At 72.1% G+C, this 24,093-nt stretch carries 21 protein-coding genes; 9 read left to right on the forward strand and 12 right to left on the reverse strand.

Annotated elements, in window-relative coordinates; translation table 11 throughout:
* Positions 1–180: 180 nt before the first annotated feature.
* Complete coding sequence (locus OG782_RS26125; RefSeq protein ID WP_406454902.1) at positions 181–510, forward strand: ATP/GTP-binding protein; 330 nt, start codon at positions 181–183, stop codon at positions 508–510.
* 24 nt (positions 511–534) lie between these two features.
* On the opposite strand, the gene OG782_RS26130 is transcribed toward OG782_RS26125, so the two are convergent.
* The 7 genes from OG782_RS26130 to mce form a co-directional block, all read right to left on the reverse strand.
* On the reverse strand, positions 535–1,431 hold the full coding sequence (locus OG782_RS26130) for an ABC transporter permease (protein WP_406454904.1): 897 nt from the start codon (positions 1,429–1,431) through the stop codon (positions 535–537).
* Complete coding sequence (locus OG782_RS26135) at positions 1,428–2,618, reverse strand: ATP-binding cassette domain-containing protein (RefSeq protein ID WP_406454906.1); 1,191 nt, start codon at positions 2,616–2,618, stop codon at positions 1,428–1,430. Before OG782_RS26135 ends, OG782_RS26130 begins: the two co-directional genes overlap by 4 nt.
* Before the next feature lie 208 nt (positions 2,619–2,826).
* Positions 2,827–3,606 (reverse strand): ABC transporter permease subunit, encoded by a 780-nt coding sequence (locus OG782_RS26140; RefSeq protein ID WP_406454908.1) that lies wholly within the window; start codon positions 3,604–3,606, stop codon positions 2,827–2,829.
* A 5-nt stretch (positions 3,607–3,611) separates the two neighbouring features.
* Complete coding sequence (locus OG782_RS26145) at positions 3,612–4,634, reverse strand: ATP-binding cassette domain-containing protein (protein ID WP_406454910.1); 1,023 nt, start codon at positions 4,632–4,634, stop codon at positions 3,612–3,614.
* A gap of 88 nt (positions 4,635–4,722) precedes the next feature.
* The gene (locus OG782_RS26150; protein WP_406454912.1) at positions 4,723–5,661 is read right to left on the reverse strand and encodes a cellulose-binding protein; all 939 of its coding nucleotides are present in this window, start codon (positions 5,659–5,661) and stop codon (positions 4,723–4,725) included.
* A 185-nt stretch (positions 5,662–5,846) separates the two neighbouring features.
* Positions 5,847–9,644 carry a polarized growth protein Scy gene (gene scy, locus OG782_RS26155; RefSeq protein WP_406454914.1) on the reverse strand — a complete coding sequence of 1,266 codons (3,798 nt, stop codon included), beginning with the start codon at positions 9,642–9,644 and terminating at the stop codon, positions 5,847–5,849.
* A gap of 202 nt (positions 9,645–9,846) precedes the next feature.
* The gene (gene mce, locus OG782_RS26160; RefSeq protein ID WP_136328730.1) at positions 9,847–10,275 is read right to left on the reverse strand and encodes a methylmalonyl-CoA epimerase; all 429 of its coding nucleotides are present in this window, start codon (positions 10,273–10,275) and stop codon (positions 9,847–9,849) included.
* A gap of 134 nt (positions 10,276–10,409) precedes the next feature.
* On the opposite strand from mce, the gene OG782_RS26165 reads away from it, so the two are divergent.
* The 4 genes from OG782_RS26165 to OG782_RS26180 all read left to right on the forward strand — a co-directional run bounded on the left by OG782_RS26165 (position 10,410) and on the right by OG782_RS26180 (position 17,593).
* Complete coding sequence (locus tag OG782_RS26165; RefSeq protein WP_406454916.1) at positions 10,410–11,612, forward strand: acetyl-CoA C-acetyltransferase; 1,203 nt, start codon at positions 10,410–10,412, stop codon at positions 11,610–11,612.
* A 40-nt stretch (positions 11,613–11,652) separates the two neighbouring features.
* Positions 11,653–12,612, forward strand: a complete 960-nt coding sequence (gene meaB / locus OG782_RS26170; protein WP_406459284.1) for a methylmalonyl Co-A mutase-associated GTPase MeaB — start codon at positions 11,653–11,655, stop codon at positions 12,610–12,612.
* Positions 12,613–12,819: 207 nt separating this feature from the next.
* Positions 12,820–15,291: a protein kinase domain-containing protein gene (locus tag OG782_RS26175; RefSeq protein ID WP_406454918.1), complete on the forward strand. Its 2,472-nt coding sequence runs from the start codon at positions 12,820–12,822 to the stop codon at positions 15,289–15,291.
* Positions 15,292–15,319: 28 nt separating this feature from the next.
* Positions 15,320–17,593 (forward strand): protein kinase domain-containing protein, encoded by a 2,274-nt coding sequence (locus OG782_RS26180; protein ID WP_406454920.1) that lies wholly within the window; start codon positions 15,320–15,322, stop codon positions 17,591–17,593.
* A gap of 24 nt (positions 17,594–17,617) precedes the next feature.
* Here OG782_RS26180 and OG782_RS26185 read toward each other — a convergent pair whose 3' ends face one another.
* The gene (locus OG782_RS26185; protein ID WP_406454922.1) at positions 17,618–18,241 is read right to left on the reverse strand and encodes a PepSY domain-containing protein; all 624 of its coding nucleotides are present in this window, start codon (positions 18,239–18,241) and stop codon (positions 17,618–17,620) included.
* A gap of 120 nt (positions 18,242–18,361) precedes the next feature.
* Here OG782_RS26185 and OG782_RS26190 point away from each other — a divergent pair, with 120 nt between their 5' ends.
* Together OG782_RS26190 and OG782_RS26195 are read left to right on the forward strand one after the other, a co-directional pair.
* Complete coding sequence (locus tag OG782_RS26190; protein WP_406454924.1) at positions 18,362–19,021, forward strand: response regulator transcription factor; 660 nt, start codon at positions 18,362–18,364, stop codon at positions 19,019–19,021.
* Positions 19,018–20,499 (forward strand): sensor histidine kinase, encoded by a 1,482-nt coding sequence (locus OG782_RS26195; protein WP_406454926.1) that lies wholly within the window; start codon positions 19,018–19,020, stop codon positions 20,497–20,499. The genes OG782_RS26190 and OG782_RS26195 overlap by 4 nt, the downstream gene beginning before the upstream one ends.
* Before the next feature lie 25 nt (positions 20,500–20,524).
* On the opposite strand, the gene OG782_RS26200 is transcribed toward OG782_RS26195, so the two are convergent.
* From OG782_RS26200 to OG782_RS26215, 4 genes are all read right to left on the reverse strand, one after another.
* Positions 20,525–20,995: a MarR family winged helix-turn-helix transcriptional regulator gene (locus OG782_RS26200; RefSeq protein ID WP_406454928.1), complete on the reverse strand. Its 471-nt coding sequence runs from the start codon at positions 20,993–20,995 to the stop codon at positions 20,525–20,527.
* Between the two features lie 113 nt (positions 20,996–21,108).
* Positions 21,109–21,870, reverse strand: a complete 762-nt coding sequence (locus OG782_RS26205; RefSeq protein WP_406454930.1) for an AIM24 family protein — start codon at positions 21,868–21,870, stop codon at positions 21,109–21,111.
* The gene (locus OG782_RS26210) at positions 21,867–22,517 is read right to left on the reverse strand and encodes an AIM24 family protein (protein ID WP_406454932.1); all 651 of its coding nucleotides are present in this window, start codon (positions 22,515–22,517) and stop codon (positions 21,867–21,869) included. Before OG782_RS26210 ends, OG782_RS26205 begins: the two co-directional genes overlap by 4 nt.
* Positions 22,517–23,149, reverse strand: a complete 633-nt coding sequence (locus tag OG782_RS26215) for an AIM24 family protein (RefSeq protein WP_406459286.1) — start codon at positions 23,147–23,149, stop codon at positions 22,517–22,519. The genes OG782_RS26210 and OG782_RS26215 overlap by 1 nt, the downstream gene beginning before the upstream one ends.
* A gap of 254 nt (positions 23,150–23,403) precedes the next feature.
* Between OG782_RS26215 and OG782_RS26220 the strand changes: the two genes are divergently transcribed.
* Together OG782_RS26220 and OG782_RS26225 are read left to right on the forward strand one after the other, a co-directional pair.
* Entirely contained in the window at positions 23,404–23,754 is a 351-nt protein-coding gene (locus OG782_RS26220) for a DUF3817 domain-containing protein (RefSeq protein WP_406454934.1), read from the forward strand.
* Complete coding sequence (locus OG782_RS26225) at positions 23,751–24,044, forward strand: MTH1187 family thiamine-binding protein (protein ID WP_406454935.1); 294 nt, start codon at positions 23,751–23,753, stop codon at positions 24,042–24,044. The genes OG782_RS26220 and OG782_RS26225 overlap by 4 nt, the downstream gene beginning before the upstream one ends.
* Positions 24,045–24,093: the final 49 nt, after the last annotated feature.

Genomic DNA, 24,093 nt, shown 5'->3' on the forward strand with positions numbered 1-24,093 from the left:
CTCTCCCCTACCGGCAACAACGTCTGACACGTGCCAAAGGCACGGTCCGGCCGGAAGTTGTTGCGATTTTCCGCTAACCCGTCCCGTGGTCGGCCCTCTGTGGGCGGTGCGGGACGACTACCCCGGCCGAATGGCCCTACGCTGGACGGGAACTGCCCAGCCTGCCCCGTGAGGTGTCACGTGTCCCCGCGCCGTAACCGCCCCCGAGGCGGCGAGAGTCCCCCCGACAGCGCAGGCGTGGCGGGGGACCGGTACGGCGGGGGAGGGCGCTCCGAGGACTGGCAGGGCGAGGAGTGGTCCGTGCGCCCGGTGAGCGGCGCGAGCGCGGCGGGCAAGCGCTACCGGTGCCCGGGCTGCGACCAGGAGATCCCGTCCGGCGTCCCGCACCTCGTGGCCTGGTCCGAGTACGGCGGGATCGACGACCGCAGGCACTGGCACAAGGCCTGCTGGAACGCGAAGGACCGCCGCACCACACGGGTGCAGCGGTCCAGGAACGCTCCTCGCCACTGAACGGGCCGGCCGGGCCGGCGACCGTCAGACGTCGCGCCGGTTCATCGCCAGGTAGGCGCCGCCCAGGGCCACGGCGGTCACGCCGAGCATGATCCACAGCGGGTCCCAGCCCGACGGCCCGCCGGACGAGGTGACCGAGTTGTCGTAGAAGATGCTGAGCTGGTTGGGGATCGAGTACTCCAGCAGCCACTCCTGGAGCGACGCCAGCGACTCGGCGAACATGAAGATGGCCAGCACGAGCGGCAGCAGCACCACGCCGATCATGATGGTGATCGCCCCGGCCGAGTGCCGGATCAGCGCGCCGACCGCCAGCGAGAGCAGTCCCAGCGTCGCGAGGTAGAGACCGACGCCGACGGTGCTGCTCAGCCACTCGTCCCCGGTGGGCGCCTCGGCGTCCAGCATGGACGTCTGGAGCAGGGCGACGACCGAGGTCATCACCGTCGTCAGGACGAACGTGAGCAGGAAGAAGACGATGGCCTTCGCGGTGAGCACCCGCGACCGGCTCGGGCAGGCCGTCAGCGTCGTACGGATCATGCCGGTGCCGTACTCCGACGCGATGGTCATCACGCCGAGCGTGATCACGCAGATCGACCCCAGGAGCACCCCGAAGAAGCCGAGGCTGAGCACCGGGGTGTTGCCCATGTCGGCGTCGGAGGCGTTGACCGCGACCGCCGCGAGCACTCCGATGACGAGCATCAGCACGATCTGGACGCCGAGCGTCCACATCGTGGAGCGCACGGAACGGATCTTGGTCCACTCGGATGCGATCGCGTCGCCGAGGGTGGCGGGGCGCACCGGGATCGGTGAGGTGTAGTAGCCGGCCTGCGGCCCCTGCCCGTACTGCTGGGGCGCGGGGGGCTGCTGGTACGCCTGCTGCTGGTACGGCGCCTGCGGCGTCGGCGGCGTGGACGGCGTTGTCATCGGGGGTCCTCGCTGGTGTCGCTCTTGGTCAGGTCTGCGGGGGCCCCGGCGGGCGCTGCCGGGGCGGGAGCGGCGGCGGGGACGGCCGGTGGTGCCGCCTGCACCGCGGGCGGCGGGGCGGCCGCGTACGGGTTCTGTCCGGGCGGCGGCGGGGCGTACCAGCCCTGCTGCGGCACATCGGGGGCGTTCTGCGGCGGCGGGGCGTACCCCGGCTGCTGCTGCCCGTACCCGGGCGCCGGCTGCGGCGCCTGCAGATGGGCCACCTGGTCCGCAGTCGAGCGGTAGTCCACGGCGCCCTGCGTCATCCGCATGTACGCCTCCTCGAGCGAGGCCTGGTGCGGCGAGAGCTCCCACAGCCGGACGTCCGACCCATGGGCCAGATCGCTGATCCGGGGGAGCGCGAGCCCGGTGATCCGCAGGGCCCCGTCCGGCTCCGACATGACCTGGCCGCCCGCCTCGGTGAGGGTGGCGGTGAGCTTCTCCCGCTGCTCGGGCACGCCGTCCGCGACCCGGACCCGGGCGAAGTCGGCCGAGTTGGCCGAGATGAAGTCCGAGATGCTCATGTCGGCCATCAGCTGGCCGCGGCCGATCACGATCAGATGGTCGGCGGTGAGGGCCATCTCGCTCATCAGATGGCTGGAGACGAAGACCGTGCGGCCCTCGGACGCCAGCATCCTCATCAGATTGCGGACCCAGAGGATGCCCTCCGGGTCGAGGCCGTTGACCGGCTCGTCGAAGAGCAGCACCTGCGGGTCGCCCAGCAGCGCGGCCGCGATGCCCAGGCGCTGCCCCATGCCCAGCGAGAAGCCCTTGGACCGCCTCCGGGCGACGTCCTGCAGACCGACGACCCCGAGCACCTCGTCGACCCGGGCGGCCGGGATACCGGCGAGCTGGGCGAGCGAGAGCAGGTGGTTGCGGGCGCTGCGGCCGCCGTGCACCGCCTTGGCGTCCAGCAGCGCGCCCACCTGGCGCGGCGCGTTCGGCAGATTGCGGAAGTCGTGGCCGCCGATCGTCACCTGGCCGGCCGTCGGCCGGTCCAGGCCGAGGATCATGCGCATCGTGGTCGATTTGCCCGACCCGTTGGGACCGAGGAATCCGGTGACGGCGCCGGGCCGCACCTGGAAGGAAAGGTTGTACACGGCCGTCTTCGCGCCATAGCGCTTGGTCAGGCCGACTGCCTCGATCATGCTCCAGCCCCATCGACTTATCTGTCGTCGGGGCACAGGCCGTCCGGCCGCACGCCCCCCGTAAGAGTTAGGAGGATATCCAGGCCTTGACGGTTCCGGCCAAGTCGTTACCGGGGCGAGTCCCCACCGGTTGCGGTGAACCGGGGTTCACCGCAACCGGCCGAGTCCCTCCGGATGCGCCGTGGACCGGGATCCACGGCACATCCGGTCAGGCGTCGCGCTTCTTGAGGACGAGGAAGCCGCCGAGCACCGCGGCCGCCACCCACGCGACCATGATCAGCAGCCCGGTCCACGGCCCGTACGGAGCCGGATCGCTGTTCATCGCGTCGGGCAGCACCTGCATGATCTTGGAACCGGCCTGGTCGGGGAAGTACCGGGCGACGTTCTTGGCGCCCGGGACGGCCGACAGGATCTGCGAGACCAGGAAGAAGAACGGCATCAGGATGCCGAGCGACAGCATGGAGCTGCGCAGCATCGCCGCCACGCCCATGGAGAAGAGCGCGATGAGCCCCATGTAGATGCCGCCGCCGAAGACCGCCCGCAGCACGTTGTCCGCGCCGATGTCGGTGCTGTGGTCACCGAGCAGCGCCTGGCCCAGGAAGAACGAGACGAAACTGGTGGCCAGGCCGACCACCAGGGCCAGCACGCCGGCCACCAGCATCTTGCTGAAGAGGAACGTGGCCCGCTGCGGCACGGCCGCCAGCGAGGTGCGGATCATGCCGGAGCTGTACTCCGTACCGACCACCAGGACACCGAAGACCACCATCGCCAGCTGTCCGAGAATCATCCCGGAGAAGCTGATGAACGTGGGGTCGAACGTGGCCCGCTCCGCATCGGAGAGGTCGCTGAACTGGGCGTTCATCACCGCACAGAGCGCGGCGCCCATCGCGACGGTGACGACGAACGCGGAGATCAGGGTCCAGGTCGTCGAGGAGACCGTCCGGATCTTGGTCCATTCGGAGGTGAGGACCGCGGGTACCGATGCCATCGTCGTCACGCCCCCTGTCCGGTGCCGGAGCCGCCGGAAGTCCCGGGGCCCGGGGTGCCGCCCGGCGGCCGGTCCCACTGGTCGCCCCAGTGCGGCCCCACCGGTGGCGGTGCGGCGCCGCGCTCCGAGTGCGCGTGGTACTCCACCGAGTCCGCCGTCATCTGCATGAACGCCTCCTCCAGCGAGGCCCGCTGGGAGCTCAGCTCGTGCAGCACGATCGTGTGCCGGGCGGCGAGCTCGCCCAGGGCCTCGGTGGTGGCGCCGTCGATCTCCAGCGTGCCGTTGCCCGACTCGACCGCGATGATGCCCTCCGCGTGCAGGACGTCCCGCAGCCGTTCCTGCTGAGGGGAGCGCAGCCGCACATAGCTGCGGGAGTTCTGGTGGATGAAGTCGGCCATCGAGGTGTCGGCGAGCAGCTTGCCCTGTCCGATCACGATCAAGTGGTCCGCGGTCAGTGCCATTTCGCTCATCAGATGCGAGGAGACGAAGATCGTCCGGCCTTCCGAGGCGAGCGTCTTCATCAGATTCCGGATCCAGTGGATCCCCTCGGGGTCCAGACCGTTGACGGGTTCGTCGAACATCAGGATCTCGGGATCACCCAGCAGCGCCGAGGCGATCCCCAGCCGCTGGCCCATGCCGAGGGAGAAACCCTTGGACTTCTTCTTCGCCACCGCGGTCAGGCCGACGGTGTCGAGGACCTCCGCCACCCGGCTCTCCGGGATGCGGTTGCTCTGCGCGAGGCAGAGCAGATTGTTGTACGCGCTGCGGCCGCCGTGCATCGACTTGGCGTCGAGCAGTGCGCCGATGTACTTCAGGGGCTCCGCGAGATCGCGGTAGTGCTTGCCGTCGATGCGTACCGACCCGCTGGTGGGGTTGTCGAGATCGAGCATCATCCGCATCGTGGTGGACTTGCCCGCCCCGTTGGGTCCCAGAAAACCCGTCACTATCCCCGGCCTGATCCGGCACGACAACTGATCGACGGCAACCTTGTTGCCGAAACGCTTGGTGAGGCCATCGAGCTCGATCATGCGTTCACGCTAGAACGGCCGCGCGCCCGGCGCCACCACAAAGGCGGAACCGGGCGCGCAGGAGTTGCTGCTGTGTCGTTCCCAGGCGTCAGCGGGTCTGCTGGGCCGGGACGCCGCGGGAGGCGGGCTCCTCGTCGGCGGGGGTGCCTGCGGCGGCCACCGCGGCACCGGTCAGCGTCGCCAGCATCTCGCGGACGTTGGTCAGCTGCGCGTTGATCGAGTCGCGGCGGTTGGTGAGCGCCGCCAGCTCGCGCTCGGACTCGCTGCGGATCCGGTCGGCCTTCGCGTTGGCGTCGGCCACGATGTCCTCGGACTGACGCTGTGCCGTCTCCACCGTCTGACGGGCCCGGCGCTCGGCGTCCGTACGGAGCTTCTCCGCCTCGAGGCGGAGCTGCTCGGCGCGGTGCTCGATCTCGGCCAGACGCTTCTCGGCCTTGGCCTGACGGGACGCGAGGTCGCGCTCCGACTGGTCGCGGCGCTTGGCCAGGTTGGTCTCGAAGTCCGCAGCGGCCTGGGCGGCCTTGGCACGGGTCTCCTCGAAGAGGGCGTCGGCCTCCTCGCGCTTCTGCGCCGCGTCCTTCTGCGCGTCCGTGCGCAGCGTGGTGGCCTCACCCTGGGCCTTCTCGACGATGCGGGCACCGTCGTCCTCCGCCTTGGCCTTGCGCTCGGCGGCGAAGGTCTCGGCGTCGTTGCGCACCTGCTGGGCGGCGGACTCGGCGAGCTCGCGGTGCTGCTCGGCGGCGCGACGGGCCTCCTCGCGCAGGTCCTTCGCCTCCTCCTCGGCGAGGCGGAGAATCTTCTCCACACGCGCGCCGAGACCCGCGTACGACGGCTCCGCGTCGTTCACCTGGGCCTGGGCGTTCTGCGTCTCGAGGTGGAGCTCCTCGATGCGCTTTTCCAGAGACGTGATGCGGGCGAGAGCACTATCACGGTCGGCGACGAGCTTGGTAATGCGGTCATCCACCTGACCGCGGTCGTAACCACGCCGCACGAGCTCGAAGCCGAAGGGGGAGGAAGGGTCACTCATGGGGTTCCTGTCGAAGTGAGACCGGTGAGGTGATAGAGGGAATCCTAGGGGCCTGAGCGGCGTGTCATCGAGCAGATGCCCGTTTGATCTGGAGAATGACACCCCTTTTGAGTGGCTGACCTCCGTAACCCTTGCCACTCGGAGGACTGAATGTCCTTGCGGAACCACGGGAGACGGTCGGCAGACTACCCATCGGACGGCTTGCCACTCGAACGAGTGCCTGCGGAGGCACCGGCCTTGACGCCACCGGCCGGTCCGGCGCCCGCACTCTTGCCGCCCGCACCGGGGGTCTCGAAAGACTCCAACGCCTCCAGGACGTCCTGGACACGGGAGATCTCCGTGTTGATGTCCTCGCGCCGGCGCACCAGGACGTCGAGTTCGCGCCGTCCGTCGTCCACCGTCCGCTTGGCCTCGGCCTCGGCGTCGGACCGCAGCTTCTCGGCCTCGCGCACCAGGCTGGCCTTCTTCTGCTCGGCTTCCTTCAGCAGCGACTCGGCCCGCTTCACCGCGGCGATCCGGACCTTGCTCGCCTCCGAATTGGCGTCGGCCAGCAGCTCCTTGGCCTTGGCCGCGGCCTCGTCGCGCTGCTCGGTCGCCGCCTTCATCAGATTGTCGACGCGCTCGCCGGCCGTCCGCATCTGCTCGGAGGTCTCCCGCCGCGCCCGGTCGTGCATTTCCTCGATCTCGCTCTCGAGCCGGGTCCTGAGCTCCTCGGCCCGCTCCCGGATCTGCGTGGCGTCCCGGCGCGCACCGACCAGCAGCTCGTCCGCGTCCGTACGCGCCCGCTCCACCAGGGTGTTGCCCTCGACGGTCGCCTCGGAGGTGATCCGCACCGCCTCCTTGCGAGCCGCGCCGACCATCGTGTCGGCCTGCTCCTCGGCCTCGGTGGCGGCGCGCAGCGCCTCCTCCTGGGCCTTGTTGATCAGCTGGTCCGCCTGCTCGGCGGCATCGGCTCGGCGCTTCGACGCGGACTCGCGCGCCTCGTCGAGCAGCCGGTCCGCCTCCTGGCGGGCCTCGGCACGCATCTGCTCGGCCGCCGCCTCGGTGTCGCTCCGCAGCCGCTCCGACTCCTCGCGGGTACGGGCCGCGTGCTCCTGCGCGGAACCGACGGTGGCCGAAGCCTCCGTGCGCATCCGCTCCGCGTCACCCGCCGCCTCGTCGCCGAGCCGGGCCGCCTGCTGCGCCGCCTCGTTACGGATCCGCTCGGACTCGCCGGTCGCCTCGGCGATCAGCCGGTCGGCCTGACCCGCCGCCTCCGAGCGCATCCGGTTGGCGTCCTCGCGGGCCTCCGCACGGCTGCGCGAGGCATCCTGCTCGGCCGACGCCAGTGCGTCGGACGCCTCGGTGCGCATCCGCTGGCTGTACTCCGCGGTGTCGGCGCGCAGCCGCTCCGACTCCGTGATCGCGTCGGAGACCGTCCGCTCGGCCATCGCCTTCGCGGCGTCGGTCTCCTCCTGCGCCACGCTCCGGATCCGGCCCGCGTCCTCGCCGGCCCGCTCCCGCTCGGCGTGGGCGTCGGCGCGGACCCGGTCCGCCTCCTCCTGGGCCTCGGCCTTCGTCCGCTCCGCGACGTGCTCGGCGGTGGAGCGCAGCCCGGCGATCTCCGCCTCGGCCTGCTCCTGGAGCCCGCTGACCGAATCCCGCACCTGCTGGGCGGTCTGCTCGGCGGCCGCGACCATCTCGGTGGCCCGGCCGTCCGCCTCCTCGACCAGACGCTGGGCCTCGGTCTGCGCCTCCTCGACCCGCTTGCGGGCGGAGGCGAGGAGCTCCTCGCTCTGCTCGCGGGCCCGCTCGCGCTCCTGGTTCGCCTCGGTACGCGCCCCGTCCAGGGTCTCCTCGGCCTCGCGGCGGCGCCGGTTCGCCTCCTCCTGGGCGGCGGCCAGCGCCTCGGCGGCCTCCGTGCCCACGCGTTCGGCGGCGGCCGCCGCCTCCGACCGAACCCGGTCGGCACTCTCCTGCGCCTCGGTCCTCAGCCGCTCCGCCTCGGCGGCCGCCTCGCTGCGCAGCCGTACGGCGACGGACTCGCCCTCCGCCCGCGACTGCGCGGCATCGGCCGCGGCCTCGTCACGCAGCCGCTGGGCCTCCGTCTCGGACTGCTCCTGGAGCGCCCGCAGCCGCTCGCCGGCCTCCGCGCGAAGCCGCTCGGACTCCTCGTTCGTCTCGCGCCGGATGCGCTCCGCTTCGGTCCGCGCCTCGCCCAGCGTCTGCTCGGCGGTGGTGACGCGGCTCTCGGCCTCGGTGTGCAGCCGGGTCAGCTCGTCGGCCGCCTCGGCCTGCCGGGCCGCGACCGCCCGCTCGGTCTCCTCGCGCAGCTCCGCCGCGGCCTGCTCGGCCGCGGACGTCGTCGACTCCGCCTGCTCCTCGGATTCGGTGCGCAGCCGGTCGGCCTCGGCGCGGGCCCGCTCCAGGGCCTCCTCGGCCTGCTTGCGCAGCCCCGCCGCCCGCTCGGCCGCCTCGCCGCGGACCCGCTCGCTGTCCGTGCCGGCGGCGCCGCGCAGCTCCTCCGCGTCCGCCTTGGCCTTGGCCAGCAGCTCCTCGGCGGTCTTCGCGCCCTCCTCGATCTGCTGGACGGCCTCGCGGCGGGCCTCGCCACGGATCCGCTCGCCCTCGGCGACCGCTTCGGAGCGCAGCTGCTCGGCCTCGCCGCGCAGCCTGCGCGCCTCCTCCTGGAGCTCGACCGTCTTGGCCCGGTACTCCTTGGTGTCGTCCTTGGCCGCGCCCTTGAGCTGGTCGGCCTGCTCGGTGGCCTCGCCGCGCAGCCGGTCCGCCTCGGCCTCCGCCTCGCGGCGGATCCGGTCGGCCTCCTCGCTCGCCGCACGGGTCGTGGACTTCGCGTCGTCGGACGCCTTGGTCAGCACTTCCTCGGCGGCGCGGGCGGCCTTGGCCAGCTGGGCCGCGGCGTCCTCGGCCGCGGCGGTACGCGCGGTGTCGGCCGCCTCGGAACGGATCCGGTCGGCCTCGGCGCGGGCGTCGGCGAGCGCCTGCTCCGCCTCCGACTTGAGGGACTCGGCGTCCTTGGTGGCCTCGCCGACCAGCCGGGCGATCTCCGACTTGGCGGTACGGGTGCGCTGCTCGTTCTGCGACTCGGCGCCGGCCAGCCGCTTGACCGCGGCCTCCTTCGCCTCGGACAGGACCTTCTCGGCCTCGATCCGGGCCTCGCGCAGCTGGGTCTCGGCCTCCTGCATGCGCTGCTCGGCGGACCGGTTCAGCTCGGTGGTCTGCTGCCGGGTCTGCTCGGTCTCGGCCGTCGTCGACGAACGCAGCTGCTCGGCGTGGGAGGTGGCCTCCTGCGCCTGGCTGGAGGCGGCGTTCAGCAGCCGCTCGGCGTCCTTGCGGGCCCGCAGCAGGATCGCCTCGGCCTCCGAGCGGGCGGACTCGGCCTCGGAACCGAGCCGCTGGCGCGTCTCGTCGGCCAGCCTGGAGGCCTCGGCGCGGGCGCCGGCCAGCGCCTGCTCGGCCTCGGACCGGGACTCCTCCAGCAGACGGCGGGCCTGGGACTCGGTCCTGGCCCGCAGCTGCTCGGCCCACGCGACGTTCTCGTTGACATGGGACTCGACGGTCTGGCGGCGCTCCGCCAGCTCCTGGTCGAGCCGCTGGCGCCGCTGCACGGCCTCGTTGTGCAGTTCGGCCTGGAGCCGCGCCTGGTGCTCGGCGTGCTCCTGCAGGATCCGCTGCGTCTGCGCACGGGCGTCGCGCAGCTCGCGCTCGGCGTCGTTGCGCAGCTGGTCGGCCTGGATCTGGGCGTTACGGAGCAGCTGCTCCGCCTGGTAGCCGATGTCCGCGCTGTCGTACGCGGGACGGGTCGCCAGACTGCGCCGCGCCTCGTGCAGCTTGGCGCGCAAGACCTCGACCTGGTAACCGAGGTCCTCGGCGTGCTGGACGGCCTTCTCCCGGTCGGTTTTCAGCCGGTCCATCTCGGCTTCGAACCGCGAGAGATGGTCGTCTTCAGCTCGGTGGCTCTCCTGGCGTTCGTAGCCCCGCACTGCGCGGTCCCATCCTTCCCCGAGCTCTCAACTTCGTTCGAAGGGGAGACCCCAACCCTGATCGCGAACTCCATACGAGTACCGTTCGCCGGCGAACGGTCCCCCGGGGAATGGTGACAGATCAACGGCTGAGGACGCGGCGCGGCCCCGATCCGGCCCCGGCCCGGAACAGCCCACTCTACCGGGCCGGGTATGCCTCGGGTCAGTGCTCCGTCCGGGACGTGACCAGTTCGGTGAGGACCCCGTGGCAGTCCTTCGGGTGCAGGAAGGTGATCCGGGAACCCATCGAACCCGTCCTGGGCTCGTCGTACAACACCCTGACGCCCTTTTCGCGGATGTCCGCCGCGTCCGCGTCGACGTCCGCCGTACCGAAGGCGATGTGGTGCACGCCCTCGCCATTCTTGGCCAGCCATTTGCCCACGGCGGAGTCCTCGCGGGTCGGTTCCAGCAGCTGGAGGTAGGAGGCGCCGCCGTCCGACGTCTCGTTGATCTTGAGCATGGCCTCCCGTACGCCCTGCTCCTCGTTGATCTCGGAGTGGAACACCTCGAACCCGTAGGTCGAGCGGTAGAACTCGACGGTCTTGTCGAGGTCGAAACAGGCGATCCCGATGTGGTCGATTCGCGTCAGCATGGGACCAGTGCAGCGCTCGGCGGATGGTTACGCAACGTGCGCGCGATCACACCCGCTGCCGGATGACGGGCGCGGTACCGCTCAGTACATTCGAGTAAACCCTCGTTCACAACCAATCCAAGGGGCTGCGCCTCATGTCAGGAACGACCGGTACCACCTCAGTGATCGTCGCGGGCGCCCGTACGCCCATGGGCCGCCTGCTCGGTTCCCTGAAGAGCTTCTCCGGAGCCGATCTCGGCGGCTTCGCCATCAAGGCGGCGCTGGACCGGGCCGGCATCGGCGGCGACCAGGTCGAGTACGTGATCATGGGCCAGGTGCTCCAGGCCGGGGCGGGGCAGATCCCGGCACGTCAGGCAGCGGTCAAGGCCGGCATCCCCATGAACGTCCCGGCGCTCACCGTCAACAAGGTGTGTCTCTCCGGGCTCGACGCCATCGCCCTGGCCGACCAGCTGATCCGCGCCGGTGAGTTCGACATCGTCGTGGCCGGCGGCCAGGAGTCCATGACCAACGCCCCGCACCTGCTCCCGAAGTCGCGCGAGGGCCACAAGTACGGCGCCATCGAGATGCTCGACTCCATGGCGTACGACGGCCTGACCGACGCCTACGAGAACATCCCGATGGGTGAGTCCACCGAGAAGCACAACACCCGCCTCGGACTGGACCGTGCGGCCCAGGACGAGATCGGTGCCCTGTCCCACCAGCGCGCCGCCGCCGCCCAGAAGAACGGTCTCTTCGAGGCCGAGATCACCCCGGTCGAGATCCCGCAGCGCAAGGGCGACCCGGTCCTCTTCTCCAAGGACGAGGGCATCCGCGCCGAGACGACCGTCGAGTCCCTCGGCAAGCTGCGCCCCGCCTTCGCCAAGGACGGCACCATCACCGCCGGCACCTCCTCGCAGATCTCCGACGGCGCCGCCGCGGTCGTCGTCATGAGCAAGGCCAAGGCCGAGGAGCTGGGCCTGGACTGGATCGCCGAGATCGGCGCCCACGGCAATGTGGCGGGCCCGGACAACTCGCTCCAGTCGCAGCCGTCCAACGCCATCCGGCACGCCGTGAAGAAGGAGGGCATCGGCGTCGAGGACCTCGACCTCATCGAGATCAACGAGGCGTTCGCGGCCGTCGCCGTCCAGTCCATGAAGGACCTCGGCGTCACCTCGGACAAGGTCAACGTCAACGGCGGCGCCATCGCGCTCGGCCACCCGATCGGGATGTCCGGCGCCCGTGTGGTGCTGCACCTCGCGCTCGAGCTCAAGCGGCGCGGCGGCGGCACCGGTGCGGCGGCGCTGTGCGGCGGCGGCGGTCAGGGCGATGCACTGATCATCCGCGTTCCGGGCAAGTAGTACTCAGCAGTACGTGGAGCGAGCGGCGAACGGAGCGGTGATGGTGGACGTCCCCACCCTGGTGGAGCAGGCCCGTGCGGGCAGGCCTCGGGCCGTGGCCCGGCTCATCTCCCTGGTGGAGGGGGCGTCGCCGCAGCTGCGCGAGGTGATGGCGGCCCTGGCGCCCCTGGCGGGCAACGCCTACGTCGTCGGCCTGACCGGATCACCGGGTGTCGGCAAGTCGACATCGACATCGGCACTCGTCTCCGCCTACCGGCGGCAGGGCAAGCGGGTCGCCGTCCTCGCCGTCGACCCGTCCTCGCCGTTCTCCGGCGGCGCCCTCCTCGGCGACCGGGTCCGGATGTCGGACCACGCCTCCGACCCGGGCGTCTACATCCGCTCCATGGCCACCCGCGGGCATCTGGGCGGCCTCGCCTGGTCGGCACCGCAGGCGATCCGGGTGCTGGACGCCTCGGGATTCGACGTGATCCTGGTGGAGACCGTGGGCGTCGGACAGTCGGAGGTGGAGATCGCCTCCCAGGCCGACACCTCCGTCGTCCTGCTCGCCCCCGGCATGGGCGACGGCATCCAGGCGGCCAAGGCCGGAATTCTGGAGATCGGCGATGTGTACGTCGTGAACAAGGCCGACCGGGACGGCGCGGACGCCACCGCCCGCGAGCTCAATCACATGCTGGCCCTGGGGGAGTCCCGGGGGCCCGGCGACTGGCGGCCGCCGATCGTGAAGACGGTCGCCGCCCGGGGCGAGGGCATCGACGAGGTCGTCGAGGCGCTGGAGAAGCACCGGGCGTGGATGGAGGAGCACGGCGTCCTGGCCGGGCGGCGCGCGGCCCGCGCCGCCCGCGAGGTCGAGACGATCGCCGTCACCCGGCTCCGCGAACGCATCGGGGACCTGCACGGCGACCGGCGTCTGGACGCCCTCGCCGAACGCATCGTGGCGGGCCGGCTCGACCCGTACGCGGCGGCGGACGAACTGGTGGCGGGACTCACCGGCGAGGCCTGAGGCCCGGCCCCCTCCCCGGCGCGGCGTGCGGGCCGCGCGGGAGGAGGGGGCAGAGGTCCGCCGGCCCGGCTCGATCCACCTGCCTGACTCCGTGTCAGCCACGGTCCGGGAGCGCGTCGTCGGCGCCTCGAACCGGCACCCTTCCGGCCCCGCCCGTGGCAGGATTGCCGCCGGTCACGTGTCGTGCGCACAGGGGGGAAGTGGCACATGCTGGGTCCGCTGCGGGAGGACTCGCCCAGACGGATCGGTCCGTACGCGATACGGGCCCGGCTGGGCGCGGGCGGTATGGGAGAGGTCTTCCTGGGGGACCGTCTTGACGGGGCCGGTCCCGCCGCCGTCAAGACGGTCCGCCGCGAGGTGGCCCGGGACGAGGGCTTCCGCAGCCGCTTCCGCCGCGAGATCGCCGTCGCCCGCTCCGTCACCGGCCCCCATGTCGCCCCGTTGCTCGACGGGGACGCCGACGCCGAGGTGCCCTGGCTCGCCACCGCGTACGTGGCCGGGCCGACGCTCTCCGCCGCCGTGCGCGGGGCGGGTGCGATGGGCGAGGCCGAGGTGCGGATGCTGGGCGCCGGGCTCGCCCGCGCCCTGGCGGCCGTGCACGCGGCGGGCATCGTCCACCGCGACGTGAAGCCCGGCAACGTGATGCTGGCCGCCGACGGCCCCCGCCTCATCGACTTCGGCATCGCCCGCGACTCCGGCTCGGCCGCGCTCACCACCACCAGCCGGATGGTCGGCAGCCCCTCCTTCATGTCCCCGGAACACGTGGCGGGCAGCGGCCGCGTCGTCCCGGCCTCCGACGTCTTCTGCCTCGCCTCCGTGCTCTGCTTCGCCGCCACCGGCCACGACCCCTTCGGCGACGGCCCGGTCGCCGCCGTCCTCTACCGCGTCAAGTACGTCGAGGCGGACCTGGACGAGGTGCCCGCCCCCCTGCGCGCGGTCCTGGAGGACTGCCTCACCGCCGACCCCGCCGCGCGCCCCGCGGCAGCGGAGCTGGCCGAACGCCTCACGCCCGGCGCCGCCGTCGGGTGGCCCGTAGCGGTGAGCGGGCAGATCGCGGAGTACGGACGCGAGCTGGCCCGGGTCACCGCGTTGGACGGCCCGCTGCTCCCGGGCTACACGCCGACCGAGGCGGCCACGGGAAGCCGCGCGGCGGCGCATCAACTGCCCACCCAGGGCACGGACTTCGTGCCAGGCGTGCACATCGCGCCCACCCAGGGTCCCGGCCTCGCGGAACCCCCGCGCCGACGAAGGAGCGCCCTGGGTCCGGCCCTCGTCGCCCTGGTCGTGCTGGGCGCGGCCGCGGGCGGTTATCTGGCCTGGCGGGGGAAGGGCGAGGGCTCCGCGAAGGCCGGTTCACCCGGATCCACCGCGGCCACCATCGTGGCGGGCGTGGGCGAGAACGGCGGCCCGGACGCGTCGGGCACCGTTCCGTACGGGCGTGAGGTGCGGCCTGCGGGGTGGACGAAGTCGTGGAAGGGGAAGTTCACCGCGTCCCCGCTCGGCTGTTCGGCGGGGCGGGACATCGTGGTCTGCCGCACGGTGGACGGCACGTACGAGGCCCTGTCGGCGGGCGACGGACACCCGGTGTGGACCTTCGACTCGGGGCAGGAGATGAAAGGACGTGAGGCGGGCTGGGGGCCGAGCGGCGCGTTCTTCATGCCGGCCGGGGCCACCCTGCCCACCGTGTACGACGACACCGTCCTGCTCTCCGCGGGCGGCCGGCTCCACGCGCTGGACGCCCGGACGGGGAAGAGCCGTTGGGAGACCAGATCGGGAAGCGCCCTCGGCCTGGAGAGCGCACCGCTCGTCGTCGGCGACCTGGTTTTCGCCGCCGCCGACTCGGAGAAGGGAGCCGAACTCGCCGCGTACGACCGCGCGACGGGCACCGAGAGGTGGCGGAAGCCGCTGGCGGCGGAGGACATATCCAGCGCGCAGAAGGGCAACTTCTGGCCCGTCGCCACCGACGGCAAGGTCGTGTACGCCGTGGGCGAGGAGGCCCCGAAGGCCTTCCGCCCCGAGGACGGCACACTGCTGGGTACGGCCGGGGGCGATGCCGTGCAGCAGTCCGCGAGCTCCGGGTGCGGCGACCTGAGGGTGCGGGGAACGTCCGCGTTCTGCACGACGAGTACCCCCAGCGGCGATGACCCCTCCGGCTTCGGCATGGACACGACCGTGCTGCGGTTCACGACGGGGAACCTCCAGGCGCGGGGAAAGGTCGAGGTGGACTCCGCGCTGGTGGCCGGGGCGGCGCTCACCGCGCTCGACGACCGGGTGGTCGTGCTGCACAGGGGCGATGCGTACGTGAAGAGCGTGCCCGACGAGATCGTCGTCGTGGGACAGGCGGACGGCCGGACCCTCGGCCGCTTCCCGCTCAAGATCCACCCGCGGCAGGGCATGAGCAACCTGGTCTCCGCCCCGCTGATCGTCGCCGACACGCTCGTCTGGGCGGACAGTACGGCCCTGTACACGGTCGCCCTCCGCCCCGACGGCACCCTCGGCCCGCTGAAGAAGACCGCGGTCCCCGGTGCCCCGGGCCCGAGCAGGACGCCGTCCTACGACCACGCCAACGGCGTCGAACTGGGCAAGGAACTGCTCGCCCCGGACATGCTGCCGGTGGGCGGGGTCGTGCACATCGTGTACGACGACGGCACCGCGGTCTCCGTACCGCTGCCCGAGTGAAACGACCCACGAAGACGGGGACCGTGTGATGATCGAGCCGCTTGCGCCCGGCCGTGCCCGGCTGATCGGCCCGTACCAGGCCCTCGGCCTGCTCGGCGCGGGCGGCATGGGCGAGGTGTACCTCGCCAGGCCGGCAGGCGCTGCGGGCGGCCCCGACGGGCTGGTCGCGCTGAAGACCGTCCGGGCCGATCTGGATCTGGACGACGGCTTCCGGATCCGTTTCCGCCGCGAGATCGACGCCGCCGCCGCCGTACGCAGTCCGCACACCGCCGCCCACGTCGGCGGCGACGCGGGCGGCCGGCTGCCCTGGCTCGCCACCGAGTACGTGCCGGGCCCCTCGCTCGCCGAGGCGGTGACCCGGAGCGGCCCGCTGCCCGAACCGGTGGTCCGCGCCCTGGGTGCGGGACTGGCCCTGGCCCTCGCGGACATGCACGCCGTGCGCGTCCTGCACCGCGACCTCAAGCCCGGCAATGTGCTCCTCGGGCCGGACGGGCCCAAGGTCATCGACTTCGGGATCGCCCAGGGCTTCGACGCCACCCAGCTGACCCGTACCGGAGTGGTGGTCGGCAGCCCCGGCTACATCTCGCCCGAACACGTCAACGGCTCGCGGTTCCTCGTACCGGCGTCCGACGTGTTCTGCCTCGGCGCGGTACTGACGTTCGCGGCGACGGGACACGGGCCGTTCGACGACTCCGACATGGCCGCCGTGATCTACCGGATCTCCCGGGGCGATGCCGAACTCAGCCACGTACCTGAGCGGTTGAGGACCGTCATCGAGGCGTGCCTGCACAGCGACGCCGGGGCCAGGCCCACGCCCCGGCAGCTGGCGGACCTGCTGCTGCCGGACCCGCCGGCTCCCGGGGTCTTCCCCTGGACGGACGCGGTACGCGGCCAGCTCGCCGCCCACGCGGCGGCGGCCCGCGCCTGCGCGCGGGCCGCCGCACCGTCCCCCGCGGCACCGGCGCTCCCGCCCCACCACCCGGCCGCCTTCGCCCCGACGCCCGTCGTGCCCGTGGCCGTCCCGGGCGGGCGAAAGGGCGACAGGGGTCTGTGGATCGGGCTGGCGGCGGTGGCGGCGGTGGTGTGCGTGGTGCTCGGTTCCGTGCTGCTGCCAGGGGTGTTCGACGGGGACGACGGCGCGGGCGGTGGTTCTCGGCCGGCCGCGTCCGCCTCGGGCGCGGCCAGCGCCCGGTCGGGGGCCGCCGTCTTCCCGGGCGCCGACCCGGGCCGCACCGGCGACTTCGGGGCGGCGGCGGCCGATGTCTCCACCCGGCCGGAGGGCTGGAAGGCGTGGCAGGCCCAGGTCGCCGACGACGGCCGGGTGGAGTGCGTGCTCGCGGGTGCGTCGCTGGTGTGCGGCGGTCCGCGCCGCGTCACCGTGCTGAGCGCGGCGGACGGCAAGCGGCGCTGGCGCGGCCCGCAGACGGGGCCGGGGTCCGCCCCCACGTCGGTCGGGGCCGTCCTGGGCGCCACCGTGTTCGCCTTCGAGGGCGGCTCCCTGGTCGCCCGCGACCTCGCCGACGGCGACGAGAGATGGCGCGAACCACTGCCGGACGGGGCCCGGTTGGCCGACTCCGTACAGTCGGGCGACGTCCTCTACTACGCCACGAAGGCCGCGGGCGCGGCCACCGGACGGCTGACCGCCCGCCGGCTGACCGGCTCGCACGAACCGGTCTGGGACAAGGCGTGGCAGGAGCCGGCCGACGAGGCCGAACTCGTCCTCGACGACGGGCGGCTCGTGGCGGCCGGCGACGCGATCACCGTCCTGAAGACGGCGGACGGTTCACGCACGGCCGCCGTTCCGGCGGGTGGCCTCACCTGCCGTACCCCGGTGCTGAAGGGCGCCCAGCTCCTGTGCGCCGGTCCGGACGGCCTGACGGTCGTGGATGTGAGGGCCCCGGACAAGCGCCGCACCATCGCCCCCGGCACGGACATCGCCTACCGCCCCGCCCTCGCGCGGGACGGCACGGTCGTGGTGAGCAGCACGGACCGGATCCTGGCCTTCGGCCTGGCCGACGGCGCGCTGCGCTGGGCGACCTGTGAGTGCGACGAGGCGCTGGCGCAGACGGGCGTGCCGTCCGTCGTCGGTGACCGGGCGGTCATCGTGCAGTGGCACGGCCCGACCGCCGTCCGCCTCGCGGCCGAGGGCGAGGTGAGGACCGAGGGCGGCGGGGACATCAAGGGCTGGCCGGACCCCTGGGAGGGCCGGCTCGACCCGGCGTCGGTCTCGCTCATCGCCCGGGGCGACATGGTGATCGCGAGCCTCGAGAACGGGACGGTCCTCTCCGCCTACGCCCCCTGACGGCCCGGCCGCCCGGTCACCGGCTCAGTCGTCGTCCCGGTCGTCGCCCTTGCCGTCGTCCCCGTGCCGGCCGTCCGGGCGGTCGTCCGAGCGGTCGTCCGACCGATCCGCCGTCACCGCGGCCGTCTTCGCGTCGACATTCAGCTCGTGCGTCCTGCCGTCCTTGCCCCGGACGTCCACCTCCCAGTGCGTGGCCCCGCCGCTTCGGCCGTCGTGGCCGTCCAGCTCGACCGAGGTCACCGTCCCCGGGGCCGACTTCAGCGCGGCGGCGACCGCCTCGTCGAGCGTGACGGAGGTCTGCCGGGGAGCGTGGCGGTCGCGGTCGTCGTCGACGTGCTTGCCGAGCACCTTGCCGTTGCCCGCGTCCACGGTCACGTCGTGCCAGGACTTGTCGGAGCCGTACACATCGAGCTCCCAGACGAGCCCGCCGTCCTCGTCGTCGAGCTCCGCCTCGGTCACCGTGCCCGGGACGGCCCGGACGGCTGCCGCGGCCGCGTCGCCGACGGCGACCCGGGCGGTGGCGCCGCTCGCGGTGCTGCTCCGGGCGCTGTCGTGGCTGTCGTCGTCCGCGAAGGCCACGGCCGTGGCCGCTGTGCCGCCGACGAGCACGGCCGCGGTGACTGCTGCGATGACGAACTTTCGCTTCATGAGGGTTCCTCCCCGAATCGGATGGGCTGGTGCGATGCGGACCACTCTGCCGGGGTGATGCTGAACGCAGCCTGAAGCCGCCTGAAGCCGTCTTCAGCTTCCGTTTGCGACGCTGTGCACATGCGCCTGTTGATCGTGGAGGACGAGAAGCGGCTGGCGATCTCCCTGGCCCGGGGGCTCACCGCCGAGGGATTCGCCGTGGACGTCGTGCACGACGGTCTCGAGGGGCTGCACCGCGCCTCCGAGGGCGCGTACGACCTCGTCGTCCTGGACATCATGCTGCCGGGGATGAACGGCTACCGGATCTGCGCCGCCCTGCGCGCCGCCGGCCACGAGGTGCCGATCCTGATGCTGACGGCGAAGGACGGGGAGTACGACGAGGCGGAAGGGCTCGACACCGGCGCCGACGACTATCTGACCAAGCCGTTCAGTTACGTGGTGCTGGTCGCCCGGATCCGCGCCCTGCTGCGCCGCCGCGGCGGCTCCGGCTCCCCGGTGGTCACGGCCGGCTCCCTGCGCATGGACACCGCCGCCCGCCGCGTCCACCTCGGCGAGGAGGAGATCACCCTCACCGCGAAGGAGTTCGCCGTGCTCGAACAGCTCGCGCTGCGGGCCGGACAGGTGGTGAGCAAGGCGGACATCCTGGAACACGTCTGGGACTTCGCCTACGACGGCGACCCCAACATCGTCGAGGTGTACGTGAGCACCCTGCGCCGCAAGCTCGGCGCGGCGGCCATCCGGACCGTGCGCGGCGCCGGCTACCGCCTGGAGGCGCTGTGAGATCCGTACGGGCCAGGGCCGCGCTCGGCGCCACGGTGGTGGTCGCCCTCGCGCTGACCGCCGCCGGGCTCGCCGTTCTGCTCGTCCTGCGCGCCAACCTCACCGACCAGGCGGGCCTCCAGGCCGAGGTGGTGGCCCGGGAGGTCGCCGGGCAGCTGGCCCTGGACGTGCCGTACGACAAGCTGGAGACGGGCGACGAGGAGGACCACCCGGTCCAGGTGACCGACGAGGACGGGCGGGTGGTGGCCGTCTCCAAGGACCTCGACGCGATCTCCGGCACCGGCACCGGCCACGTCACCCCGCAGCCCCCGCCCGCCCCCTCGGCGTCGGGCGGCGGGGACGGGGGCGGCGAGGACGGGGGCGGCGACCGTCACGGGGGCGAGGACCGTGACGACGATGACGCGGCCGCGAGCGCCGACCCCGGCCGCGGCGAGGTCTCCACCGACGACCCGGGCTTCACCAACGGCACCGCCACCGTCGACGGCGACCGCGCCGACTACCGGTTCGCGTCCGTCGAGGCGACGAACTCCGCGGGCCTGACCCTCACCGTCCACGCCGGCGCCCCGCTCGCCGCGGAACAGCGGGCCGTCGCCAGCGTGCGCGGAGCGATGCTGGCGGGGCTGCCCGTGGTGCTCCTCGTCGTCGCCGGTGTGACCTGGCTGGTGACCCGGCGGGCGCTGCGCCCCGTCGAGGGCATCCGGCGCGAGATGGCCGCGATCACCGCGTCCGAGGATCTGAGCAGGCGGGTGCCGGAGCCCGGTTCGCGCGACGAGATCGCCCGGCTGGCCCGTACCACCAATGAGACCCTCACCGCTCTGGAGGCCTCGGTCGACCGGCAGCGGCGCTTCGTCGCGGACGCCTCGCACGAACTGCGCAGCCCGATCGCCTCGCTGCGCACCCAGCTGGAGGTGGGCGCCGCGCATCCGGAGCTGCTGGATGTGACGGGCGCGGTCGCCGACACCGTACGGCTCCAGGCGCTGGCCGCCGACCTGCTGCTGCTGGCCCGGCTGGACGCGGGGGAGCGGCCCGGGAAGGCGCGGCTGGACCTCGGCGCGCTGGTCCGGGAGGAGGTGTCGCAGCGCACCGGTGACCGGATCCCGGTGACGGTGTCCGCGGCGGAGTCCGGTGGACTGGAGGTGACCGGTTCGCGCGGCCAGCTGGCCCGGGTGATCGGCAATCTGCTGGACAACGCCGAACGGCACGCGGAGCGTTCGGTGGCCGTCCTGGTGCGCGGTGAACGCGGGGGTGTCGTCGTCGCGGTCACCGACGACGGGGCCGGGGTGCCGGAGGCGGAACGCGAGCGGATCTTCGAGCGCTTCGTGCGTCTGGACGACGCCCGCACCCGTGACGACGGCGGGGCCGGTCTGGGCCTCGCCATCGCCCGCGACGTGGCCGTGCGGCACGGGGGCCGGCTGGCCGTGACCGGTGCGGCGGAGGGCGGCGCCCGGTTCGAGCTGTGGCTGCCGGGCGCGCGCTGAGCGCCGCCCGGCCCGCCGGGTGGTGTCAGACGCGCCGTTTGCGCAGGTGCTCGGCGACCGGGACCAGCGCCGCATGGAGCTCGTCCAGCGCCTCGGGCGTCAGCAGGTCCATGAAGTGCTTGCGGACGGATGCGACGTGGTGCGGTGCCACCTTGCGCATGGTCTCCGCACCGGCCTCGGTGAGGACCGCGTACAGCCCGCGCCGGTCCGACTCGCAGTTCTCCCGCCGGACCAGGCCGCCGGCCTCCATGCGGGTGATCTGGTGCGAGAGTCTGCTCTTGGACTGCAGCGTGGCGCCGGCCAGGTCGCTCATGCGCATGCGCTGGTCGTCCGACTCCGAGAGATTGACGAGGATCTCGTAGTCGTTCATGGTCAGGCCGAACGGCTGGAGGTCCTTCTCCAGTTGGTGCGTCAGCAGTCTGCCGACGTCCAGGTGGGTGCGCCAGGCGCACTGCTCCGCGTCGCTCAGCCAGCGGGTGGCCGTCTCGGTCTCCATATATGGATTCTACCTAAGAAGTTGAAAGCCGGACGAAGTGGGAGTGTGTGATGCCCGGCACGCGCCCGAAGGCGGGGCGCAGACGTTCGACATCACACTCCGCAGACTACCGGTCACAAGCCGAAGCGACGCTGGAGATCCCCCAGCTGGCCGGGCATGCGGGGTGCGGACCCGGGTTGACCGCCGCCCGGTACCCCCGCCTGCTGCGGAACCGCCCCCGTCGGCTGCTCGGCCATCAGGACCTCGGAGGACTGGAGCAGCACCGTGCCCGCGCCCACGAACTCGAACTGGTGCTCCTCGCCCGACGCGCCACCGATCCCGGTGAGCGCGCGCAGCCCGCCCATCACGCCCGCCATGTAGCCGTGGTCGTAGTGGTGGCAGGGCGAAGGACAGTCCGCCCAGCCGACCAGAGCCTGCGGGTCGACCCGCAGCGGCGGCTCCATGAAGACCACCGGCCCGTTGGACGCGGCGACGAACTTCCCCGTGCCGATCAGCGTCAGGAACCCCGGCACGATCGACTGCTTGAGTGCCAGCGACGGCTGGTAGGCGAGGAGGTTGCCGGACCGGATCGTCAGGTTCCCGTTGTCCAGGTCGTAGGAGTTCACATCGAAGGCCCGGTCCGCGAGCAGCATCTTGCCGCTGCCCTCGGCCACCACCCAGTCGCTCGCGTGCAGCGGCGAGTGGAAGCTCGTACGGACCAGCCGCTCGAAGCGGCCGTGCCCGATGCCGTTGAACTCGATCCGCCCGTAGTAGGCGATCATCTTGCCCTTCTGCAGGAACCACTGGCTCCCCTTGAGCTCCACGCAGAAGGTGTACGCGTTGACGTTGTCGTCCGACGGCAGCGTCATCGGATCGAAGACCACCGGTGTGCTCACAGCTTTTCCTCCGACGCCTGGACGTACACCGCACCACTGCCGCTGAGCTCCAGCTGGAACGCCTCGCCCGATCCGCGCCCCACCATGTCGCGCCAGCCCAGCGCGGTGGAGAGCTTGTTGCGTACGTCGCCGTGGTGGGCGACATAGGCCTGCGGGTCCACATGTACATCGCGGCCCGGGGAGATCGGCAGCTCGATGACCCCGCCGTGCGCCATCACCGCCACCGCGCCATGGCCCTTGAGCGTCGTGGTGAACAGGCCCTGCCCGGTGACCTGGCCGCGCACCATGCCCATCACCCCGCCCTGCGAGCCCATGAACATCGTGCCCTGCTGGAGCGACCCGTCGAAGGCGAGCAGCCGGTCGGCCTCCACATAGAGGGTGTCGCCGGTCAGACTGATCACCTGGATGTGGTGGCCGCCGTGGCCGAACATCACCGTGCCGCTTCCCTCGACCGTCATCAGCGGGGTCGCCTCGTTCGCCATCCGGCGGCCGATCATCGACATCACCCCGCCCTGGCCGCCCTGGATGTTCGGCGTGAACGACACCTCGCCGCGGTAGGCGAGCATGGCGCCGCGCTGGCTGAACATCTTCTGGCCGGGGATCACCGTCGCCTCGACCATTTTCGAGTTGATCTCACGGAACGGCATCAGACGTTGCCCCCGATCGTGTTCCGCTCGCTGGGCTGGACGTAGACGAGCCCCTCGCCCTCGAAGCGGATCTGGAAGGACTCGCCCGATCCCTCGCCCATCAGCGTCCGGAAGTTCACCCCGGACTGGAAGTGCTGCTGGAGGTTGCCCTGGTGGGCGATGTAGGCGCCCGGGTCGACGAACAGCGGGTACTGGGCCGAGACCCGCAGGACCACGGCCGTACCGTCCGACATGATCGCCGCCTGGCCCGTGCCCTCGACGGTGGTGGTGAACAGGCCGTTGCCCGTCGCGCCGCCGCGCAGCCCGGTGAAGGTGGTGCCGGTGCGCAGCCCCGCGTCGGTGCAGAGCAGATTGCTCGCCTCGACGTACAGCTTCTCACCCCGCAGCGAGACCAGATTGATCTCGCTCGCGCGGTCGGCGAAGAAACAGGTGCCCTGCCCGGTCACCTCCATCACGGTCATCTGCTCACCGGTCAGCCGGCGGGTCACCATGCCGCGCAGACCCTCACCGCCGCCCGTCATCTTCTTGAACGTCACCCGGCCGTCGTACGCGACCATCGAGCCGTTCTTCGCCTTGACGGCATCACCGGTCAGATCGACGGCGAGCGTCTTGCTGCCTTGGAGTCGGAACATCGCCACCCGGCGAAGGTAGCGGCACGGGCCGCCGGCAGGACAGGGCCTGTGACGCGATCGGGCCTCTGAACCGCTCCTGATACGCATCCGGTACCGGACGCGGACGTAACCGGGACGTACTCCGCACGGAGGAGCGGGCCCGGACGGCTCCGGGAACGCCCCCGCCGCCGGACGCCCGGAGCGGCGATGCCACAATGGTGGCGCTTGTGCCTTCGTTCACAAGCAGTCACGATCCTCCCACCGAAGGTGCCCCCGTGGACATCAAGACCGCTACCGCCCTGCACCGGCTGCGCCTCATCTCGATTCCCGAGGCGCTCTCCTTCCCCGCGCTGATCCTCTTCGGCTCGGTCCTGAGCCGGGTCTCCGACATCGACTTCCTGATGATGCCGCTCGGCATGCTGCACGGCGTGCTCTTCGTGATCTACGTCGTCCTGCTGCTGGACGTCTGGAACAAGACCAAGTGGCCGCTCAAGCGCGTCGCGTTCTTCTTCGTGCTCTGTGTGCTGCCGTTCGGCGGGCTGTACGGCGACAAGGTGCTCAAGCGCTACGAGGCCGACGGCGTCATCGCCGCCCGCGCCCGCCGCGAAGGAACGGTCAGCGCATGATCGTCGCCTTCTCCGTCAGCCCGCTGGGTGTCGGCGAGGACGTCGGCGAGTACGTCGCCGACGCCGTCCGGGTCGTCCGCGAGTCCGGACTGCCCAACCGCACGGACGCCATGTTCACCTCCATCGAGGGTGAGTGGGACGAGGTCATGGACGTCGTCAAGCGCGCCGTCGCGGCCGTCGAGGCACGCGCCGGACGGGTCTCCCTCGTACTCAAGGCCGACATCCGCCCGGGTGTCACCGACGGTCTGACCTCCAAGGTCGACACGGTCGAGCGCTACCTGGCCGGCTGACGCCGCGCGCGCCCGCACTTCCGGAGCCCCCTGCCGAAACCCGGCCGGG

Origin of the sequence: Streptomyces sp. NBC_00876 (assembly GCF_045207435.1) — a bacterium.
GTDB lineage: Bacteria > Actinomycetota > Actinomycetes > Streptomycetales > Streptomycetaceae > Streptomyces.

Excerpts from the sequence above, each read along its gene's own strand:
- OG782_RS26130 (WP_406454904.1), bottom strand. The coding sequence starts at position 1,431 with ATGACAACGCCGTCCACGCCGCCGACGCCGCAGGCGCCGTACCAGCAG.
- OG782_RS26135 (WP_406454906.1), bottom strand. The coding sequence starts at position 2,618 with ATGATCGAGGCAGTCGGCCTGACCAAGCGCTATGGCGCGAAGACGGCC.
- OG782_RS26140 (WP_406454908.1), bottom strand. The coding sequence starts at position 3,606 with ATGGCATCGGTACCCGCGGTCCTCACCTCCGAATGGACCAAGATCCGG.
- OG782_RS26145 (WP_406454910.1), bottom strand. The coding sequence starts at position 4,634 with ATGATCGAGCTCGATGGCCTCACCAAGCGTTTCGGCAACAAGGTTGCC.
- OG782_RS26150 (WP_406454912.1), bottom strand. The coding sequence starts at position 5,661 with ATGAGTGACCCTTCCTCCCCCTTCGGCTTCGAGCTCGTGCGGCGTGGT.
- mce (WP_136328730.1), bottom strand. The coding sequence starts at position 10,275 with ATGCTGACGCGAATCGACCACATCGGGATCGCCTGTTTCGACCTCGAC.
- OG782_RS26165 (WP_406454916.1), top strand. The coding sequence starts at position 10,410 with ATGTCAGGAACGACCGGTACCACCTCAGTGATCGTCGCGGGCGCCCGT.
- meaB (WP_406459284.1), top strand. The coding sequence starts at position 11,653 with ATGGTGGACGTCCCCACCCTGGTGGAGCAGGCCCGTGCGGGCAGGCCT.
- OG782_RS26175 (WP_406454918.1), top strand. The coding sequence starts at position 12,820 with ATGCTGGGTCCGCTGCGGGAGGACTCGCCCAGACGGATCGGTCCGTAC.
- OG782_RS26180 (WP_406454920.1), top strand. The coding sequence starts at position 15,320 with ATGATCGAGCCGCTTGCGCCCGGCCGTGCCCGGCTGATCGGCCCGTAC.
- OG782_RS26185 (WP_406454922.1), bottom strand. The coding sequence starts at position 18,241 with ATGAAGCGAAAGTTCGTCATCGCAGCAGTCACCGCGGCCGTGCTCGTC.
- OG782_RS26190 (WP_406454924.1), top strand. The coding sequence starts at position 18,362 with ATGCGCCTGTTGATCGTGGAGGACGAGAAGCGGCTGGCGATCTCCCTG.
- OG782_RS26200 (WP_406454928.1), bottom strand. The coding sequence starts at position 20,995 with ATGGAGACCGAGACGGCCACCCGCTGGCTGAGCGACGCGGAGCAGTGC.
- OG782_RS26210 (WP_406454932.1), bottom strand. The coding sequence starts at position 22,517 with ATGCCGTTCCGTGAGATCAACTCGAAAATGGTCGAGGCGACGGTGATC.
- OG782_RS26215 (WP_406459286.1), bottom strand. The coding sequence starts at position 23,149 with ATGTTCCGACTCCAAGGCAGCAAGACGCTCGCCGTCGATCTGACCGGT.
- OG782_RS26225 (WP_406454935.1), top strand. The coding sequence starts at position 23,751 with ATGATCGTCGCCTTCTCCGTCAGCCCGCTGGGTGTCGGCGAGGACGTC.